Consider the following 19,503-nt stretch of genomic DNA (forward strand, 5'->3'; position numbering starts at 1 on the left):
CGCCTCAATAAACGATGTTCTATAGGCCTTACGATGCAGAAGGCGCGTATTTGTCTGACTTCTTATCCTTCTTCAACGAGTAGGTAACCCCATATATGACCGTCTAAGAAAGACTTTTCTTCCTGAGGAAATAAATGGACGTATAAATATTTCTCAGATGAATCAAATCCTGAAACTATGTTGTCTACGTCATAGTAATAATTATCTTCGACAACACCTATTTGTTCTGAATATTGCGAAGGCTTTCGGAATAAAGGTTTTCCAATATATATTGGAGGCGCGGGTATAGATTTTTCTCTTTTGGGAAATCTTCTGCTTGAGTCAAATTCTTGTTTTTTAAGTAAGAAATCAATAATAATATCTAAACAATAGTTAAAGTTTTCCCGATTTAATTCATTTGCAACAAAAGTAGGTGAATATTCAAAATGCCATGCATCTTTTTCGGTTCTTACAGCGTTGGGTGTCAGCCTTCGAAAATTTTCAATGTCTACTGTACTAACACCAAGCTCCATGCAATCTGTTTTTAATTGGTCGTGATTGATTTGTACATAGTCAACTGGCTTTGTGACATTTTTACTTATCCACTGCTTATTTCTTGTCCAGTAGTAAGTTTTCATTCCACCTGAAGCCCAATAAAGCAGACCGAAAGATACATCTTCATTCTGATCACGTTCTCTGAATCGATAGATGCAATACTCAAATTCATAGGCAATAAAAAATGCTTTTCGAAGTCCTATGAGAGCGGGCAAATATTTTTCTTGCTCTGATAGAGCTATAGATTCTTTTACTAGCTCTTTAGGCTCTCCATCTTTTAGAATATCTGTAAGAAATATTTCGTTTAACTTTGCGCCAATAATAGCTTCAAATAATGTGTCAGTAAATTTAATCGCAATACTAAAATAATTTACTACTGATGCGGGCTCGGCCAGTTGCCCATAATGCTTAGAAATTACTCTTTGTTTGTTTAATGCTTTAATCGATCCAGATTTTATCACTGGAACATTTCTTTTTTTGAGCTCTCCGAGAAGCTCGTCAAAAGACTTGGACTCCAAAGCCCTTTGTTCATCCACGTCTAGTTCATCTAGAACAGCCAAAACAACAAGTTCGACAAAATCCTGTAAAAGAATTATGCCTGCCGTGCACATGTGTTTATCACCTGAATTAACTAAATATTTGGTTTCACCATAAATTGATTTTGCCACTAACAAAGTATTTAATGTTGAAGGCTTCATTTTTTCCTTGCTTGTAAGCTAATAAATAATTATATGGTCAACCATATATATTTAAAAATTTGCGTCTGAATAAAATATTAATGTTATGTTTTGGTTTCCACAACACATTAATGGCCGTTAATGGACTGATTGTCGCCATTGAATCACTCCGAGCGATTGACCGCAGCGGGTCGTTTTTACTCTTTTCGTTCGATATATCGGCATATCTCTATCAAAAAACCAGGGGCGCTAACTTTGTCTGCATGCTTGATCTGGCCGTCACGTACACGACTAGATCAATCGTAGTGCTTTACATAGAAAGCGGGTTGACGTTATCGCCGATTTTGCGGCATCCAAATAATCCGCCCATTGCTGCATCATCTTGTGCCGTTCCGGCAAATGCGCGGTTCTATTGTACGCACGGCCGTTGGGATCGCGGACCGCGTGGGCGAGCAGGTGTTCGATAAAGTCCGTTCGAACGCCTAAAACTTCGTCGAGTATGGTTCTGGCCTGCGCCCGCCATATAAACAAACGACTATCACTGGCCATGGCATATCAATACCTAAGCATGATGCGGAAACTGGATAACCGTAGCCCCGTTTCGTAGTGCATCGAGATAATCCGCCCAAGCCTGCATCATCCGCCGGCGCTCGTCCAGATACTGCGCCCGGTTATAGGCTGCTCTGACCTGGTCTTTTGGCATATGGCATAGCTGGCGTTCGATTGCATCGGGCGACCAGCCTTGTTCGTTGAGCAAGGTCGACGCCGTCGTTCTAAAGCCGTGAGCGCTCATTTCGTCGCTTTCATATCCCAGGGTTTTCAAGGCGGTACGAATGGTTCCGTCGGACATGGGCCTACCGTCGCCGCGGCTTGACGGAAACACGTATCGGCCGACACCGGTTAACGGTTTGATTGAATCCAAAACCTCAACCGCTTGACGTGACAGGGGGACAATATGTTGCGTTTCGGTTTTTGTGACCAAGTAACGCCATTCTTTGGCTGCCATGTCGACGTCTTTCCATTCCATTTGCCGAATTTCTCCCGGCCGTTGAAAGAGGTAAGGCGATAGCCTTAACGCGCATTGCACTACAAATGTGCCTTGGTAGTGGGCTATATCTCGAAGAAGTTGGCCAACTTCCTTGGGTTCGGTAATAGCGGCGTTGTGTTTGACCTTTTGCGCCGGTATTTGGGCGCCGACCGCTTGAGCTGGATCGTAGTCGGTAAAGCCGTGAGCAATCGCGTAGGCAAAGGCGGCACTGATGTCGGCTCGGACTCGGTGCGCGGTTTCCAGTTGCTTCTTAATGATTAGAGGCCTGATGACTGCAAAGATGTCAGGCGATTTCACTTCGTCGATTGGTTTTTGGCCGATCTCCGGAAACACGTAGAGTTCGAAGCGGCGAACTTTCTTGTGATTGGTTACGTCGCGCACGGTGTGTGCCGACGATTCCAGCCATTGCCGGGTTATATCTTCGAAGCTATTGGCGATGGGTAGGCCGGAGTCTATTCGGTTTTGGTTCTCGACAACTTGAGCTATTTCCGCTTTGGCTTGCTTTCGGGTTTCGCTCGGATCGATGCCGTCGGCGATGTTGTTTCTGGCCTCTTCAGCTTTGCGCCTGGCGTTTTCTAGTGTGGCGTCGGGATATATGCCAAAAGAGAGTTTTTTCCGCTTTCCTTCGAAGGTGAAGATGAACTTCCAGATTTTGGTGCCGTTTTTACCGACGACAAGATAAAGCCCTCCCCCATCGTTGATGAAGTATTCCTTTTCGCTAGGCTTTGCCGCTCTGTAAACCGTGTCTTTATTGAGATGAAGAGCCATAGTGTGTCCTCAATTGTGTCCTCGGTAACGGGCATTATAGGAAAGGACACAATGAAGGACACAAATTTGGGTGTATGTCCCTGCATTTCGTTGAACTTCTTTGAACAATAAAAAACCCGCTAAGCCTTGCGGCTCGCGGGTTTTTGAATTTCTTTGGACTACTCTGAATGAGTAGGTGGTACCGAGGGTCGGAATCGAACCGACACTCCTTTCGGAACCGGATTTTGAATCCGGCGCGTCTACCAGTTTCACCACCCCGGCAAAGAAAGCGTCATTATACTGACTTTTTCAGAAATGCCAAACTATTTTTTACGCCGCCAAAGTCACGGCTGCTTTCAGCTTTTTCATGGCGTTTTGTTCCAACTGCCTAATACGCTCGGCCGAAACCTGATAACGATCAGCCAATTCGTGCAACGTGGCTTTTTCTTCCACCAACCAACGGCTAGCCAGAATATCCCGGCTTCTGTCGTCCAAGCTGGCCATGGCATCCATCAGCAATTCTTCCTTACGGTCTTCCCAGTCGCTATTTTCCAGCAATAAAGCCGGATCTGCGCCATGCTGTTCCAGATAAGCGATCGGCGCTTGCGCGTGGTCTTCGCTGTCGTCGCCACTGGGCTCCAACCCTATATCACGACCATCCAGACGCCGTTCCATTTCGTAAACAGTTTTGACATCCACATCCAGATTTTCCGCAATCGCTTCCGCATCGTCTTGCGATAGATAACTCAAGTCCTTTTTGAATTTACGCAGATTAAAAAACAGTTTGCGCTGTGATTTAGTCGTTGCGACTTTAACGATGCGCCAGTTTTTGATCACGAATTCGTGGATTTCGGCTTTAATCCAATGTACGGCAAACGACACCAGCCGCACCCCCATGTCGGGGTCGAAGCGTTTTACCGCTTTCATCAAGCCAATATTGCCTTCCTGCACGATGTCCGCCAACGGCAAACCATAACCTGCATAACCTCTGGCCACATGTGCCACGAAACGCAAATTGGACATAACCAGCTCGCGTGCGGCGTTTAAGTCGCCTTCATCGCGGTAACGCAAAGCTAAATCCTGCTCCTGCTCTACACTGAGCTTAGGCATTTGAGCTACCAGGCTTAAATAAGAATCAAACGTCCCAACCGATAAATTGATCGGTAAAGCCAAGCTGTTGTTCATATCACCCTCGTTTCCGGTGGAATAAATTAACGATGGTCAAATTCTAGCACTCGACAAACAAGAGTGCTAATAATTTAGTAAAAATCTTGTAATACAAAAAGTTACAATGTATTTAACCTTGATTTTAATGCAAAACCAGCTAACGATGCCGCCTTTACGAATTCCGGCCAAACTCGTTAAAATGGAGACTGACTCAATAGCAGCCCACCCACCTCATCACAACCATAGCCATTTACTCGAACATGTCAGCTACCGATAGCCCAGTTTCATCCAACTTCATTAGACACATCATCGCCGCCGACCTGGCCGCCAATAAAAACGACGGCAAAGTCGCCACCCGCTTTCCTCCCGAACCTAACGGCTATCTACATATCGGCCACGCCAAATCTATTTGCCTGAACTTCACCCTTGCGGCCGAAAACAATGGTAGCTGCAACTTGCGCTTCGACGACACCAATCCGGAAAAAGAAAGCGTCGAATACATGGAAGCCATCGAGCGCGATGTGCAATGGCTGGGTTTCAAATGGGCCGGCAAATATCACGCTTCCGATTATTTCGAACAACTTTTCGATTACGCGGTGCAGTTGATTAAGCAAGGCGATGCCTATGTCGACAGTTCCACCCCGGAACAAATGCGCGCCGACCGCGGCACCTTGACCGAACCCGGCAAGGAAAGTGCGGACCGCAGCCGTTCCATTGAAGACAACCTGGACTTGTTCACGCGAATGCGTGCCGGCGAGTTCGCCGACGGCCAATATGTGTTACGCGCCAAAATCGATATGTCCTCGCCTAACATTAATATGCGCGATCCAACCATTTACCGTCTCCGCCGGATTCATCATCAGCGCACTGGCGATGCTTGGTGTTTGTATCCGATGTACGACTACACCCATTGCATTTCCGATGCTTTGGAAGGCATCACTCACTCCATCTGCACCTTGGAATTTGAAGATCACCGACCGCTTTACGACTGGGTATTGGACAAATTGCAAACCCCTTGCCATCCGCAGCAAATCGAATTCGCCCGCCTGCAATTGGAATACACCATCGTCAGCAAGCGTAAATTGTTGCAATTGGTGACGGAAAAACATGTCAATGGCTGGGACGATCCGCGCATGCCGACCATTTCCGGCTTACGCCGCGCCGGTTTTACCCCGGAAGCGATTCGGGATTTCTGCGAGCGGATTGGCGTCACCAAAAACGATTCATGGATCGAAATGGGCGTACTGGAAAACTGCATTCGTGAAGACTTGAACGAGCGCGCACCTCGGGCGATGGCGGTATTAAAGCCGCTGAAAGTAGTCATCACCAATTGGGAAGACGGCAAAACCGAAACGTATCAAATCGCCAACCATCCGCAAAAACCGGAAATGGGTAGCCGCGAAGTGAATTTTTCCAAAACCATTCTGATCGAACAAGACGACTTCATGGAAACCCCGCCAAAAGACTTCAAGCGTTTGGTATCGGGCGGCGAAGTCAGACTGCGCGGTTCCTATGTGATCAAATGCGAGGAAGCGATTAAAGACGCTGCCGGCAATGTCGTAGAACTGCATTGCAGTTACGATCCGGCCACCTTGGGCAAAAACCCGGAAGGCCGCAAAGTCAAAGGCGTAATTCATTGGGTATCAGAGCAACACGCCCTGCCCGCCGAGTTGCGTTTATACGACCGATTGTTCAGCCACCCCAATCCGGACACACTGGACAACTTCCTGGACGGCATCAATCCCAACTCGCTGGACGTGTTAAGCGATTGCCGGGTAGAAGCCAGCTTGGCTAATGCTTCTTCAGATACTCGTTACCAGTTCGAGCGCACCGGCTATTTTTGCCTGGACTATGCCGACAGCACGCCGGAAAAATTGGTGTTTAACCGCACCGTGACATTGCGCGACAGCTGGGCGAAATAAGCGCTTACATCATCATGGCCGCATTGCAACAATTAGTTAGTCATCTCGAAACCCAAACCGGCCAATCTCTGAATAACCACCGCCTGAGCAGTGTCGGCGGTGGCGACATCAATAGCGCTTACCGACTGCAAGCTGCCAACATCGATTGGTTTATCAAATTAAACCGCGCCGACTTGGCGGCCATGTTCGCCGCCGAAGCGGCCGGTTTACGCGAGTTGGCCGGCATGGGTACAGTGCGTGTCCCGCAGGTGATTTGCTTTGGCGACTTTCAACAACACGCTTATCTGGTGTTGGAATTCATAGAATTGGGCTCCTTACATGGGCGTAGCGCCAGCCTATTCGGCCAACAACTCGCCTTGCTACACCAGCGACCACAAGCGTATTTCGGCTGGCCCATCGACAACACCATCGGCTCCACCCCACAACACAACGCCAGACACAACGACTGGATCAGTTTTTGGCGGCAACAACGCTTGGGCAAACAATTGCAGTTTGCTGCGGCCAACGGCTATGGCGGCTCACTGCAAACGCAAGGCGAAAAACTGCTGGAAAACATTGGCGCTTTTTTTAGCGATTACCGCCCCCACCCGTCCTTACTGCACGGCGACTTATGGGGCGGCAATGCCGCCGCCGATAGCCAAGGGCAACCGATAATCTTCGACCCGGCTTGCTATTACGGCGACCGCGAAGCGGATCTGGCCATGACCGAGCTGTTCGGCGGTTTCAGCCGCGATTTTTATGCGGCTTACCAAGCCGAATATCCGCTGGACAGTGGATACAAAACCCGCAAAACCCTTTACAACCTTTACCACATCCTTAACCATCTAAACCTGTTCGGCCGTGGCTACTTAAACCAAGCCAACAGTATGATCAGCCAATTGCTTGCCAAATTAAACTAATTGAGTTTATATCCGCAAGGGGTAGTAGCCAAGGACATCGGCAAGGAAACGCGAATCAAGCCGATCCTCAAATCTGATTGTCATAAGCAAAGTCACAGCGGCTCATCAGCCCTCGCTACCGCCCACAAATAGGCGATAGGCTGGATTGCCGGTCTCATCCCGATACGCCAGCCCCAAAGTTGACAGGCATTGTTCGAAACGCCGGCGTTGCTCGCCATCGATCTGCAAGCCTATCAATACCTTGCCAAACGCGGCGCCGTGATTGCGGTAATGAAACAAACTGATATTCCACTGACTACCCAGCGACAGCAAAAATTTCAGTAACGCACCAGGGCGCTCGGGAAACTGGATGCTATAAACACTTTCCTTTAATTCGCACGGCGCATGACCGCCGACCATATAGCGGATATGATCCTTGGCCAGTTCGTTGCCGGTCATATCGGTAACCGGAAAACCGTCTTCAACCAGTTGCTCGATAAGATGCTGCCGGTCGTTTTCCGCGCCGCTGCTACTAATACCAACAAACACTTGGGCCATGTGCGCGTCGAAGTAGCGGTAATTGAATTCCGTAATACTGCGTTTGCCTATCATTTTGCAAAATCTTAAAAAGCTGCCCGGCACCTCCGGTATTTCGACCGCCAGCAGAATCTCCCGATGCTCGCCTACCAGGGTGCGCTCGGCAACGTAGCGCAAGCGATCAAAATTGATATTGGCGCCGCTGTCGATGGCGATGAGCGTGTGCTGCTGCACATGTTGTTGTTCGGCATATTTTTTCAAACCCGCCACCGCCAAGGCGCCAGCCGGTTCGGCGACCGAGCGGGTATCGTCGAAAATATCTTTAATCGCCGCGCAAATCTCGTCGGTACTGACGGTGATCACCTGATCGACGTACTCACGGGCGATGCGAAACGGTTCCTCACCAATTTGCTTGACGGCCACGCCGTCGGCAAACAAACCGACTTGCTCCAATATCACCCGCTGGCCGGCTTTTAAAGCTTGATTTAAACAATCGGCGTCGTCGGGTTCCACCGCAATGACTTTGATGTCCGGACGCACGAATTTGACATAGGCGGCGATGCCGGACACTAACCCGCCGCCGCCGACCGGCACGAATATCGCGTGAATATCACCGTTGTGCTGCCGCAGAATTTCCATTCCCACCGTACCCTGCCCGGCTATCACTTCCGGGTCGTCGTAGGGATGGATAAAGGTCATGCCTTTTTCCGCGACCAATTCCATGGCATGGGCGTAAGCATCGTCGTAAGAATCGCCATGCAGTACGATTTTCGCACCGCGCGCCTTCACCGACTTGATCTTGATTTCCGGGGTGGTTTTCGGCATCACAATCAGGGCTTTGATGCCCAGTTTTTTAGCCGCCAAAGCCACACCTTGCGCATGATTGCCGGCCGAAGCGGCAATAATGCCGTGGGCGGTTTGTTCGGGTGTCAGCGAAGCGATCTTGTTATAGGCGCCGCGCAATTTAAAAGAGAACACCGGCTGTAAATCTTCACGCTTCAGATAGACCTTGTTATTGATTTTTTCCGACAGTGTCGAAGCAAAATCCAATGGGGTTTCCTCGGCAACGTCGTAGACTTTCGCCCGCAATATCTTTTCTATGTATTTTTGCATTATCGTCCTCGGCAAATGCTGGCGCAATTACCGTCCATGCGTTGGTCTTTGGGCCGTGCAGGCGCTGCCGCCTGCAGCCGTATCGTGGTAAAAACTGCTGAGAAATCAGCCTTAATCGGTTATTATCCCATACAATGACGGGTTAAACGCCGTGTCAGATTTATAAGAGCAATCCATCAGGACCATCACCATGACTCAAGACGAATTAAAAAAACAAGTCGCTCAGGCTGCCCTGCAATATTTGAAAAACGTGCCTATCATCGGCATGGGAACCGGCTCCACCGTTACGCATTTAATCAATCTGTTGGCCGACTGCGACTTCAAAAGAGACATCGAAGGCGCGGTATCCAGCTCGGCTAAAACCACCGAGCATTTGCAATCCATCGGCATTCGCGTTATCGACCTGAACCAATCCGGCGATCTGGATATTTACGTGGACGGCGCGGATGAAGTCACCCCACATAAAAAAATGCTGAAAGGCGGCGGTGGCGCACTGACCCGCGAGAAAATCATCGCCGGCGCCAGCAAGAAATTTGTCTGCATCGTCGACGAAAGTAAATGCGTGGACGTGATGGGCAAATTTCCGCTACCGGTTGAAGTGTTGCCCTTGTCGCGCAGCTTCGTGGCCCGTCAATTGGCAAAATTGGGCGGCCAACCGGAATTGCGCATGAACAAGGACACCGGCGCCAGCTATATTACTGATAACGCCTGTGAGATTCTGGATGTGCATAATTTAAGCATTCTGGACCCCGTCGAACTGGAAAGAACCATCAACAATATCCCCGGCGTGATTACCAACGGCTTGTTTGCCATCCGTGCGGCAGATGTGGTGTTGGTAGGTAAAGGCAGCGAAGTTATTACTTACTGAACCGCGTTACTCGACATTGCGACAGACTGTCCACCGCGACCGTCTTAGTCGCCGAAAAGGCGGCAGTGCCCCGTACCCGTTCAGCATTGCCGGCTTTTCTCCATTAAATTTCTGGCTGCTCAAGCCTTAGAACTCTACAATATCCGCCCATCGCAGCCGCCGGCTGCTCTGCTTTATTGCCACATTTCTCAGAGTATTTTAGGAACCACCATGTCTGACATTGAAATTGCCCAACAGGCAAGCATGCGCCCGATTATTGATTTGGCCGGCGAAAAATTCGGTATTCCCGCCGAGCATTTGGACCCTTACGGTCATTACAAAGCCAAGATTTCCCTGGAATATGTCAACAGCCTGACCGATAAAACCGATGGCAAACTGATTTTAGTCACGGCAATTAGCCCCACGCCGGCCGGCGAAGGCAAAACCACCACCACGGTAGGTTTGGGCGACGCCTTAAGCCGCTTGGGCAAGAAAACCATTATCTGCCTACGCGAACCGTCGCTCGGCCCCTGCTTCGGTGTAAAAGGCGGCGCGGCCGGCGGCGGCTATGCGCAAGTGGTACCTATGGAAGACATCAATCTGCATTTTACCGGCGACTTTCATGCTGTCGGCGTGGCCCACAATTTATTGTCCGCACTGATCGACAACCACATCAATCACGGCAACAAATTGGACATAGACCCGCGCCGCATCCAATGGAAGCGCGTGATCGACATGAACGACCGGGCGCTACGCAAAATCACCATCGGCCAGGGTGGGCCGGCCAACGGCTATTTGCGCGAAGACGGCTTCGACATCGTGGTGGCGTCGGAAGTCATGGCAATCTTGTGTCTGGCTACCAGCCGCGCCGACTTAAAAGAGCGCTTGGGCCGGATTGTCATAGGCTACAAATCCGATAAAATCACGCCGGTTTACGCCAGCGACTTGAAAGCCCACGGCGCCATGGCGGCGATCTTAAAAGACGCTATCAAACCTAACCTGGTGCAAACGCTGGAAAACAATCTGGCGATCATCCATGGCGGCCCGTTTGCCAACATCGCCCACGGCTGCAATACCGTCACTGCCACCAAAACCGCTTTGAAACTGGCCGATTATGCGGTAACCGAAGCCGGCTTTGGTGCCGACTTGGGCGCGGAGAAATTTCTGGACATCAAATGCCGCATGTCCGGTTTAAAACCGTCGGCAGTGGTACTAGTCGCCACGGTACGCGCGTTGAAGTTCCACGGTGGCGTTGCTAAAGACGACTTGAACCAGGAAAACCTGGCAGCGCTGGAAAAAGGTTTTGCCAATCTGGAGCGCCATCTGCATAACATCACTCAGCACTACGGCTTGCCCTGCGTGGTCAGCATCAACCATTTTACCTTCGACACCGACGCCGAAATCGCCTTACTGCAGAACAAATGCGAATCGCTGGGCGTGAAATGCGTGGTCGCCAAGCACTGGGCGCACGGCGGTGCCGGCGCGGAACAGCTAGCGCAGGAAATACTGCACATCGTCGACAATCGCGAACCCGGCTTTAGCTATGTTTATGACAACGAGCTGCCACTGTGGAATAAAATCGAAGCCATTGCCACCAAACTGTACGGCGCAGCAAAAATCAGCGCCAGCCCCAAAATCCTTGCCGAAATAAAGGCGCTACAAGCCCACTACGGTCATTTCCCGATCTGTATGGCCAAAACCCAAATGTCATTTTCTACCAATCCAAACGCTAAGGGCGCGCCGTCTGACCATATCGTGGAAATCAATGAAGTACGCCTGGCTAACGGCGCCGGCTTCATCGTGGCTATTGCCGGTGACATGATGACCATGCCGGGCTTACCGAAAGTACCGGCCGCGGAACGCATCGATATTAGCGACGACGGCGTGATCAGCGGTTTGTTCTAAATATCGATAGGCGAATTGGGTCGATTGTTCGAGTTTTTTCCAACGCAATCGACCCGTTTCCGTCAACCTTGCACGTAGCAGGTATAAGCACCCTGGACTATGCTTGAGCATATAAATAGTCGCCGGGAGTGGACATGCTTGACCTGCACACCGTTAAATTCAGTCACAAAATAGCCGCTCTATCGCTAATCCCTTTAGCGGGTTTACTGCTAATGGCCTCCTTCGTGGTCTACACCCATATTGTAGAGATGCAGTCAGCGGCAAAGATTATCTCTTTAGCCGACTTTTCCGTGTACGCCAGCGATCTGGTACATGAATTACAAAAAGAACGCGGGTTGTCGGTCGGGCATTTGGGCAGCGGTGGCCAGAAATTCAAAGCGGAACTGGAACAACAACGCTTAGCCACCAACGAAAAACTGAAACAACTGAATGCTTTTCTCAAAACATTCGATACCAAAGCCGCCGCCACCAACCTGACGGCGGGCTTGTCGGCAGTAGACCGGCAAATCGACCAACTCGACGAGACTCGTCAGGCAGTCACCGCGTTACGCGCCAGTGGCGAAGCCACCATCAATTATTATTCCAACCTGAATGCCGCCTATCTAGCCATCATCGCCCAACTGCCGCAGTTGAGCACCAATGTGCAAATCAATCATAAGCTGGATGCCTACGCCAATTTTCTGAAGGGCAAGGAACAAGCGGGCGTGGAGCGGGCAGTCTTGGCCAACACCTTTGCCAAAGACGCATTTGGGCCAGGCATGTATGAAAAACTGGTGACCTTGATTGCTTTTCAGAATACTTATCTGGATATTTTCGCCTCGGTCGCCCCACAACCGTACCTGGATTTTTTACAACACACACTGCGCGGACAATTCATAGACGAAACCGCCGCCATGCGCAGCATAGCGCTGAGCCATGCCGATAAAGGCGGCTTTGGGGTGGATCCGGCCCACTGGTTTGCGATGCAAACCGGCAAGATCAATCTGTTGAAAGATGTGGAAAACTATATCGCCAAGGACACCATAGACTCGTCCAAGGCCATCGAAAACAGCGCCAGCCGCCGCTTGTTGTTCAACGGTGTGTTTATCGTTGTGGTCGCGGGTTTGTCTTTTTCGCTGTTTTGGATACTGCGCAAGGATATAGCCAATCAGTTGGGTGGCGAACCGTTGCAGGTCAATAATTTGGCGGTCAATATCGCTGCAGGCAAGCTGGAACGGCGGGGCATGCCGCAAGCGGAGCAACATGTCGGCATTTTTGCCGCAATGCTAACCATGCAAAAACGCCTGGCCGATGTAATTGGCACTATCGGCAGTTGTTCGGAGCAAATCGCTCAAGCCTCTAATGAAGTAAATAACGCCGCGCAAACACTCAGTCAAAGCAGTTGCGAACAAGCGGCCAGTATCGAACAAACCAGCGCCGCGCTGGAGCAGTTGACCGGGTCGGTGGAACACAACCATGAGAATGCGCAAACCACGGAAAAAATAGCGCTTACCGCCGCCGAATCAGCCCAAAGCGGTGAACAGGCAATCAGAGACACCGTGGAGGCGATGAACAAAATCGCCGAAAAAATCGGCTTAATCGAGGCCATTGCCTACCAAACCAACTTGCTGTCATTAAACGCTTCCATTGTCGCCGCCAAGGCGGGCGAACACGGCGCCGGTTTCTCGGTCGTGGCAACAGAGGTTAGGAAGCTGGCAACCCGTAGCCAGGATACCGCCAACGAAATCGGCGAACTAGCGAATACCGGCCTGGACATCGCCCAAAATGCCGGTCGTATCTTCAGCCAAATGCTACCCAGTATTCAAAAAACCGCTACGCTGGTACAGGAGATAGCCACGGCCTCTGACGAACAGGCGGCCGGCGTCCGCCAAATCAGCCAAGCGGTAGGACAATTGGATACGGCTATTCAGCATAATGCGGCAGCTTCAGAGCAACTGGCCGCCACTGCTGAAGAACTAAACGATCAAAGCAAAACGCTTATGCGGGAAGTTGGCTTTTTCAAAATGCAATAACAGCGAAAAGATATTACAAGAATAAAAAACATGAACGAGTTCGTTTGGCAAAATCAATGTCTGCTGGGTAATGAAGAAGTTAACCAACAACACGGACAATAATTCCAGCTAGCGAACCAACTGGTAGCCTCGAAAGACACTCAAGCGCTAGCCGAAAACATCATGCTGCTTTATCAATATGTGAGGGAGCACTTTCAAGCTGACGAAGCTTTTATGAAATAACATGGCTATCAGGAATAGCAAAACGATGAGCAAACGCATAATTTGATGCTGGAGAAACTGGTCGAGTTTAGTCAAAATATCAATCGGCAAAAACGCCAGGAATTAGATGTGATTGGCTTCATGCGAGACTGGATTTTTCATATAGTGGAGGAGGACGCCGCTATCAATGCTTATTTCAAAATCCAACAAGATCAGAAATCGGACAATTCACTAACTGTTTAATTTACTAATAACGAGGCCTGAAAATGAGCGAGTTTATCTGGCAAGATGACTACAAAATAGGTCACGCTACGGTGGATGCGCAGCATAGGCAATTGTTCGATCTGGCGAATAAAATTGTTGAAGCAGAGTCTAGCGAAACGTTGACGCATTTATTTGCACTGTTTTATCAGCACATCCGTGAGCACTTCGAAGCCGAAGAACATTTAATGAAACACCATGGCTATCCGGGTTATGCACAACATGTCGCAACGCATAACCAAATGCTTGATAGATTGAACGACATTTCCCAAACCATTTACCAAAGACAATGGCGACCTGCCGACATAAAAATATTTGTCCGCCAATGGGTGTTAGTACATATCCTTGAAGAAGACAAGCTGCTGGGAGAATACTTAAAAAATCTTCCAGCATAACTCCCAGATCAAAGCCTAGTCCGCATTTGCGATGAGATGCTCTTGAGATTGCGCCAAATCGCTTAGTAGGGATAATTCGTCCAGCGACAGCACCCGGCTAATCGCCAGAAGTATAATAAATACGTCATCGACACGCGCCATGGCTTGAATAAAATCGGTACGAATATCAGTGCCGAAATCCGGTGCCGGCTGAATGTTGGCGGGCGGAATTTCCAAAATTTCCCGGACTTCGTCCACCAACATTCCAACCAGCTGCACGCTATCACCCACTTCAACGGCCACCAGCACGATGCAACTGCGTTTGTTCACTTCTGATCGCTTCCGGCTAAGACGAGCCGATAAATCGATTACCGGCACCACGCTACCCCGTAAATTAATTACCCCGTAAATGTAATCGGGCGTCAACGGCACTCGTGTGACGCTGGCAATCTCAATAATCTCCTTAATATCCAAAATACTCACTGCAAAGCTCTCTGTCCCCACTAAAAATGTCAGGTACTGCCCCACCGGCTCTTGAACCGCGACTGTCCGGCTAGCTTCTCGTCGAATCAGATTACTCATGGTCTGCTCTCCAGAGACTAAAAGCGCTCAAAGTCTTTGTCGTTAAAATTAATCGACCCGTCACCTGCGTGGGTAGCCACAGGTTTAGGTGTAAAAACTGGTTTAGCCGGCCCCCTGCTTGGACGCGGTGAGGGGGGAGCCGCTCTGTAATTTTGCGTTCTGGCATCTTCTTCCAACTTAAAGAAGGCTACTGCATGCTGTAGCTGCGTTGCTTGACCATTCAGCTCTTCCGACGTAGCCGCTAGCTCTTCAGCACTGGCTGCATTTTGCTGGGTTGCTTTATCCAATTGGCGCATGGCTTCGTTGATTTGATTGATGCCACTGGATTGTTCGATTGACGCCGCATTGATTTCTTGCACCAGATCGGATGTTTTGGAGATATTAGGTACCACTGCATTAATCAAGGAACCGGCTTTTTCGGCGATGGCAACGCTGTTGGTCGCCAACTCATTAATCTCTTCTGCGGTCACGCGGCTGCTTTCTGCCAACTTACGCACCTCTGCCGCCACGACTGCGAATCCTTTACCATGCTCACCAGCAGACGCCGCTTCAATGGCAGCGTTTAAGGACAACAAATTGGTTTTGTAAGCGATATCCTCAATTAAGCCAATTTTCTTGGCGATATGTTTCATGGCAGAGACCGTTTCATTCACGGCATCCCCCCCGTCACGCGCTTCGCTGGCAGATTTGGTCGCCATTTGTTCGGTGATGTGGGCGTTTTCAGTATTTTGTTGCACCGACGAATTAAGCTGTTCAATCGATGAGGTCGTCTCTTCCACACTAGCCGCTTGCTCGGTCGCCATTTGGCTCATCGATTGTGCCGTGGCACTGACTTGCTGGGATGCGCTCAATAAGGCTTCCGAATTGGAACGGACTTCTTGCACCACTCTCACCAAGTGTCCGCGCATAGCCTTCAAGGCATTCGCTACCACGCCAATTTCGTCTTCACGATCAATATTAATCGCGGTACTAAATTCGCCTTGCGCCAATGCGTCCACCACCCGTTGCAGCTCGTTCAAAGGCAGAATAATGCCGCGTGTAATTACCCAGCCAAGTATGCCGGTTAATATCAAGATCGATGCACTGATCACATTCACCATAAAAGTTGCGTTTTCTTTTTCAGCCGCGGCTTCGTCAGCCGATTTTTTGCCTATTTCAATCACATACTCTTGGAACTTGTCGATTTTACTGTTGAACTCCTCGGCAATGGGCGCCCCGGCTGCAAGTACCGTCCGACTGTCGGCATCATTATTTTTTCTAGAAACCACGATAATTTTATCGATTGATAAAGCATATTCTTTGTACGTTTTTGTCATTTCCTCTAGGAATTTTCTGTCTTTTTCGTCATCAACAGTTTTCTCTATGGCCGCAAAGGCCTTCTCAATACCGTCCTGCGCGTCTTTGATAGTGGCTTCGACTTTTTCCTTTTCCGCGATATCCTCAGTCAACACATGCCGATAGACCCTGACCCGCAAACGCCCCAACCGCTGCCCGGCATCACCCAGGGCCGCCAGCGCCGGCACCGTATTTAAGTTAGCAAAGTTCGTCTTCTCATAAACACTATTCATGCTGCGTTGCCCTATCCAGGCAACAGCCGCCAGACCAATAATGGCCACGACAACCAGTAAAATCATTTTTCTTACCACGGTCATTTTCATTGTTTTATTCCTGTTAAATTAAAGCCTGGGATGTTGGGTATTGCTTGAGGGCTTTAGTTACCCCTGGGAAACCGCTGCATGAAATTGGCAAAAATCGATTCCCAACGGTGTTGCTAGAATTTCAAGATTCATAGATCGGCATTTTTCGGTGTTTGGAATGGATAGCCGAATCAATAAGACCCTGCACATCCAAAATTAAGGCGACGTTACCATCACCCAAGACCGTTGCGCCGGTAATACCTTTGAGTCTTTCGAAGACCTTGCCTAAGGGCTTAATTACAGTTTGATGTTCGCCATGTAATTCGTCCACCACAAAGCCTGCTTTGTTTTGACCTGACTTAACGACCACTACACTTTCACGGTTTTTGCCGGGATCTTTAGAAGTATTGTGAAAGTAATCTGCCAATCGCAAATAAGGCAACACTTGACCGCGCAAATTAATGTAATGCTGTATCTCATCGATCTCGCAGTCGCTAGCGCTCATCTCGATGCATTCATCCACCATGCTCAGCGGAATAATGTAACGCTCCTGGCCGGTGCCAACCATGAAGCCGTCGATAATCGCCAAGGTCAGCGGCAAACGAATGGAAATGGTGGTGCCCTCGCCTTCTAGGCTGTCTATCTCAACCGAACCGCGTAAGGCTTCGATATTTTTTTTCACAACATCCATGCCGACACCGCGCCCGGATAAGTTCGTAGCCTGATCCTTGGTGCTAAGCCCGGCGGCAAAAATCAGGTTGTGAATTTCCTGCTCTGACAAATCGTGATCAGGTTTTATCAGGCCATTGGCTATTGCTTTGTCGAGTATTTTCCGGCTGTTCAAACCAGCACCGTCATCGGCGATTTGAATCACGATATGCCCCGATTCGTGATAGGCATTGAGTTGCACGATACCTTGCGCCGGTTTACCGGCAGCGAGGCGTTGCGCGGGACTTTCAATGCCGTGATCCAGGGCGTTGCGGATCAAGTGGGTTAACGGATCGTTGATTTTTTCGACAACGGTTTTATCCAACTCGGTTTCACCGCCACTGATATAAAGTTCGATGTCTTTATCCAGCTCCTTGCTAACGTCGCGCACCACCCGTTTAAACCGGGAAAAGGTTTCGCCGATTTGCACCATGCGCAATTCCAATGCGGTATCGCGAATACTGCTGACCAAGGCGTTCATGCTCGCGGCCACATCGCCGGCATCGCTGAGTCCGTGCCGCTCGACAATCAAATTCATTGCCGCACTGGAGATGACCAGCTCACCCACCAAATTGATCAAGTGCCCAAGCTTGGTGGCGTCGACACGAATGTAATTAGCTTCGCTTGCCAGTTTTTGTTTGGTCTGCTCCTGTTTTTTTAAGGCTTGATCGACTAATGGCTGTTGCACAACATGTTGCTCGACCAGTATTTCACCCAACGGTTTGCTAACCCCTTCTTCTTCTGCCTCAATGATTGCCTGCTGACTTTGCAAGGCATGATTAACGTCGTTCTGAGTCAGCGCGCCAACCTGCAGCAACATATCGCCCAAGCGCTTAATATCATTGTCATCCTGAGCGTTCAGCAGATCTACATATTCTTCTATTTTGGAATTGGGCGGCAAAATTTTGATCTCGCAATCGTCCGAGGCAAAATCAAACACCGCTTCAATTGTTTGTTTATTCGCGGTGCTCTGAAAAGCAATTTTGAAATGCAAATAGCAAGTTTCCGGATCCATATCGTCACCAGCCGGCATTGCAGGGGCGACGGTAAGGATTTGTTTAATCTCACCTAGAGTTCGCAGATAGCGAATAAACGACAAGGGATCCATGCCATTTCGGAAGGCATCTTTCTGAAACGCCAGTGAAATAAGCCAATGGTCGTCCACCGATATTTCGCCACCACCTTCTGTTTCCAACTGCACGCTATCGTCGCTGGGCTGCATGTCAGTAGTTTGCCGTCCAGTCAATTGCCGAATTAAGCGTTCACTGTCCGCCGACAAGCTAGCAGGTAATGCTGCTTCTTGCTGTGTCAAACAATGTTCGATCAATTTAGCCGTGTGGTCTTTACTATCCAACAACACAGAGATCAATTCCGCATCGATACTGCGTTCGCCGTTGCGCACTTTATCCAGAATCGACTCCGCTTCGTGGGTAAAACCCACGATGGCATTAAAGCCGAACAATCCGGAAGAGCCTTTGATGGTATGCATGGCCCGGAATAAACTATTGATGGTTTCGCTATCGTCCGGTTTGCTCTCCAGGGATAGTAGAGCGTCTTCCATATCTGTTAACAACTCTTCGGCCTCTTGGGCGAAAACTGTTAAGGCCGCGTCTAATTCGCTCATGATGATTTCCAGTCTGCGGAGATAACGATAGGATCACCGAAATGCTTGCTAAGATTAAGCAGTTCCAACACTTCAACCACCGCTTCGCTATGTTGGCTCAGGCTAAAAGTGATGCCTCGGCTTACTGCTTCCTGCTTCAGAAACATCAGTAGTTGCAAGCCGGCGCTGTCTATTTCGGTGACATCGGCGAGATCGATTTGAATCTCCTTAGCCGAACTAAGATACGGGAACAGTGCCTCTTTGTGTTCCAGCACCGAATAAATGGTCAATTCACCTTGTATGGCAAGATGGGTAACACCCTTTTTTTGTTGCTTTAGTTCGATAGCCAAGGTTTTCTCCCCTTGTGCAGCGGAGTTGTTTTTAAGGCAACACCAATTTGGAAACCGCATCGAGTAACGTTGGGGCTTGAAATGGTTTGGTCAACCACGCTTTAGCGCCTGCCGCCTTGCCAGCCTGCTTTTTATCATCGGCGGCTTCGGTAGTCAGCATCATCATCGGGGTGAATTTGTAGGCCGGTAATTTTTTAGCTTCAGTAACAAAGGTTATGCCGTCCATATTTGGCATATTCACATCGGTAATGATCAGATTGATTTTTTGTCCGGTTAATTTGTTCAGCGCATCCCTGCCGTCGCACGCTTCGATCACATCGTAGCCCGCACTCTTAAGGGCAATACCGACAACCTGGCGGATGGATGCCGAATCATCAACAATCATGATGGTTTTAGCCAT

The 19,503-nt window shown here is 49.4% G+C and carries 17 protein-coding genes and 1 tRNA gene; 7 read left to right on the forward strand and 11 right to left on the reverse strand.

The window, feature by feature from the left end:
• Positions 1-62: 62 nt before the first annotated feature.
• The 5 genes from EBA_RS14010 to rpoH all read right to left on the reverse strand — a co-directional run bounded on the left by EBA_RS14010 (position 63) and on the right by rpoH (position 4,191).
• The gene (locus EBA_RS14010; protein ID WP_192375285.1) at positions 63-1,232 is read right to left on the reverse strand and encodes a hypothetical protein; all 1,170 of its coding nucleotides are present in this window, start codon (positions 1,230-1,232) and stop codon (positions 63-65) included.
• A 270-nt stretch (positions 1,233-1,502) separates the two neighbouring features.
• Positions 1,503-1,760, reverse strand: a complete 258-nt coding sequence (locus EBA_RS14015; protein ID WP_225616284.1) for a hypothetical protein — start codon at positions 1,758-1,760, stop codon at positions 1,503-1,505.
• A gap of 13 nt (positions 1,761-1,773) precedes the next feature.
• Positions 1,774-3,027, reverse strand: coding sequence for a tyrosine-type recombinase/integrase (locus EBA_RS14020; RefSeq protein ID WP_192375286.1), 1,254 nt, complete (start codon positions 3,025-3,027; stop codon positions 1,774-1,776).
• A gap of 176 nt (positions 3,028-3,203) precedes the next feature.
• Positions 3,204-3,288 (reverse strand) — tRNA-Leu (locus tag EBA_RS14025).
• Positions 3,289-3,336: 48 nt separating this feature from the next.
• Positions 3,337-4,191: an RNA polymerase sigma factor RpoH gene (gene rpoH / locus EBA_RS14030; protein WP_192375287.1), complete on the reverse strand. Its 855-nt coding sequence runs from the start codon at positions 4,189-4,191 to the stop codon at positions 3,337-3,339.
• A gap of 242 nt (positions 4,192-4,433) precedes the next feature.
• Between rpoH and EBA_RS14035 the strand changes: the two genes are divergently transcribed.
• Both EBA_RS14035 and EBA_RS14040 read left to right on the forward strand, forming a co-directional pair.
• Entirely contained in the window at positions 4,434-6,095 is a 1,662-nt protein-coding gene (locus tag EBA_RS14035) for a glutamine--tRNA ligase/YqeY domain fusion protein (protein ID WP_192375288.1), read from the forward strand.
• A gap of 14 nt (positions 6,096-6,109) precedes the next feature.
• A complete protein-coding gene (locus EBA_RS14040) occupies positions 6,110-6,994 on the forward strand; it encodes a fructosamine kinase family protein (protein WP_192375289.1) in 885 nt (294 codons plus the stop codon).
• A 105-nt stretch (positions 6,995-7,099) separates the two neighbouring features.
• Here the strand turns inward: EBA_RS14040 and ilvA are convergent, their stop codons facing one another.
• Entirely contained in the window at positions 7,100-8,623 is a 1,524-nt protein-coding gene (gene ilvA / locus EBA_RS14045) for a threonine ammonia-lyase, biosynthetic (RefSeq protein ID WP_223146683.1), read from the reverse strand.
• 190 nt (positions 8,624-8,813) lie between these two features.
• On the opposite strand from ilvA, the gene rpiA reads away from it, so the two are divergent.
• From rpiA to EBA_RS14070, 5 genes are all read left to right on the forward strand, one after another.
• A complete protein-coding gene (gene rpiA, locus EBA_RS14050) occupies positions 8,814-9,491 on the forward strand; it encodes a ribose-5-phosphate isomerase RpiA (protein WP_192375290.1) in 678 nt (225 codons plus the stop codon).
• A 210-nt stretch (positions 9,492-9,701) separates the two neighbouring features.
• Positions 9,702-11,375: a formate--tetrahydrofolate ligase gene (locus EBA_RS14055; protein WP_192375291.1), complete on the forward strand. Its 1,674-nt coding sequence runs from the start codon at positions 9,702-9,704 to the stop codon at positions 11,373-11,375.
• A 134-nt stretch (positions 11,376-11,509) separates the two neighbouring features.
• Positions 11,510-13,387 carry a methyl-accepting chemotaxis protein gene (locus EBA_RS14060; RefSeq protein ID WP_192375292.1) on the forward strand — a complete coding sequence of 626 codons (1,878 nt, stop codon included), beginning with the start codon at positions 11,510-11,512 and terminating at the stop codon, positions 13,385-13,387.
• Positions 13,388-13,654: 267 nt separating this feature from the next.
• Positions 13,655-13,831, forward strand: a complete 177-nt coding sequence (locus EBA_RS14065) for a hypothetical protein (protein WP_192375293.1) — start codon at positions 13,655-13,657, stop codon at positions 13,829-13,831.
• A gap of 23 nt (positions 13,832-13,854) precedes the next feature.
• Complete coding sequence (locus EBA_RS14070; protein ID WP_192375294.1) at positions 13,855-14,244, forward strand: bacteriohemerythrin; 390 nt, start codon at positions 13,855-13,857, stop codon at positions 14,242-14,244.
• Between the two features lie 15 nt (positions 14,245-14,259).
• Here EBA_RS14070 and EBA_RS14075 read toward each other — a convergent pair whose 3' ends face one another.
• The 5 genes from EBA_RS14075 to EBA_RS14095 all read right to left on the reverse strand — a co-directional run bounded on the left by EBA_RS14075 (position 14,260) and on the right by EBA_RS14095 (position 19,503).
• Entirely contained in the window at positions 14,260-14,805 is a 546-nt protein-coding gene (locus tag EBA_RS14075; protein ID WP_192375295.1) for a chemotaxis protein CheW, read from the reverse strand.
• Positions 14,806-14,822: 17 nt separating this feature from the next.
• Positions 14,823-16,463 carry a methyl-accepting chemotaxis protein gene (locus tag EBA_RS14080; protein WP_192375296.1) on the reverse strand — a complete coding sequence of 547 codons (1,641 nt, stop codon included), beginning with the start codon at positions 16,461-16,463 and terminating at the stop codon, positions 14,823-14,825.
• A gap of 121 nt (positions 16,464-16,584) precedes the next feature.
• On the reverse strand, positions 16,585-18,774 hold the full coding sequence (locus tag EBA_RS14085) for a chemotaxis protein CheA (protein WP_192375297.1): 2,190 nt from the start codon (positions 18,772-18,774) through the stop codon (positions 16,585-16,587).
• Complete coding sequence (locus EBA_RS14090; protein WP_192375298.1) at positions 18,771-19,103, reverse strand: STAS domain-containing protein; 333 nt, start codon at positions 19,101-19,103, stop codon at positions 18,771-18,773. The genes EBA_RS14085 and EBA_RS14090 overlap by 4 nt, the downstream gene beginning before the upstream one ends.
• Positions 19,104-19,134: 31 nt before the next feature.
• A complete protein-coding gene (locus EBA_RS14095; protein ID WP_192375299.1) occupies positions 19,135-19,503 on the reverse strand; it encodes a response regulator in 369 nt (122 codons plus the stop codon).

It is taken from the genome of Methylomonas albis (genome assembly GCF_014850955.1).
Taxonomy (GTDB): Bacteria; Pseudomonadota; Gammaproteobacteria; order Methylococcales; family Methylomonadaceae; genus Methylomonas; species Methylomonas albis.

Coding starts and splice junctions, on each gene's coding strand:
- EBA_RS14010 (WP_192375285.1), bottom strand. CDS start 1,232: ATGAAGCCTTCAACATTAAATACTTTGTTAGTGGCAAAATCAATTTAT.
- EBA_RS14015 (WP_225616284.1), bottom strand. CDS start 1,760: ATGGCCAGTGATAGTCGTTTGTTTATATGGCGGGCGCAGGCCAGAACC.
- EBA_RS14020 (WP_192375286.1), bottom strand. CDS start 3,027: ATGGCTCTTCATCTCAATAAAGACACGGTTTACAGAGCGGCAAAGCCT.
- rpoH (WP_192375287.1), bottom strand. CDS start 4,191: ATGAACAACAGCTTGGCTTTACCGATCAATTTATCGGTTGGGACGTTT.
- EBA_RS14035 (WP_192375288.1), top strand. CDS start 4,434: ATGTCAGCTACCGATAGCCCAGTTTCATCCAACTTCATTAGACACATC.
- EBA_RS14040 (WP_192375289.1), top strand. CDS start 6,110: ATGGCCGCATTGCAACAATTAGTTAGTCATCTCGAAACCCAAACCGGC.
- ilvA (WP_223146683.1), bottom strand. CDS start 8,623: ATGCAAAAATACATAGAAAAGATATTGCGGGCGAAAGTCTACGACGTT.
- rpiA (WP_192375290.1), top strand. CDS start 8,814: ATGACTCAAGACGAATTAAAAAAACAAGTCGCTCAGGCTGCCCTGCAA.
- EBA_RS14055 (WP_192375291.1), top strand. CDS start 9,702: ATGTCTGACATTGAAATTGCCCAACAGGCAAGCATGCGCCCGATTATT.
- EBA_RS14060 (WP_192375292.1), top strand. CDS start 11,510: ATGCTTGACCTGCACACCGTTAAATTCAGTCACAAAATAGCCGCTCTA.
- EBA_RS14065 (WP_192375293.1), top strand. CDS start 13,655: ATGCTGGAGAAACTGGTCGAGTTTAGTCAAAATATCAATCGGCAAAAA.
- EBA_RS14070 (WP_192375294.1), top strand. CDS start 13,855: ATGAGCGAGTTTATCTGGCAAGATGACTACAAAATAGGTCACGCTACG.
- EBA_RS14075 (WP_192375295.1), bottom strand. CDS start 14,805: ATGAGTAATCTGATTCGACGAGAAGCTAGCCGGACAGTCGCGGTTCAA.
- EBA_RS14080 (WP_192375296.1), bottom strand. CDS start 16,463: ATGAAAATGACCGTGGTAAGAAAAATGATTTTACTGGTTGTCGTGGCC.
- EBA_RS14085 (WP_192375297.1), bottom strand. CDS start 18,774: ATGAGCGAATTAGACGCGGCCTTAACAGTTTTCGCCCAAGAGGCCGAA.
- EBA_RS14095 (WP_192375299.1), bottom strand. CDS start 19,503: ATGGCTAAAACCATCATGATTGTTGATGATTCGGCATCCATCCGCCAG.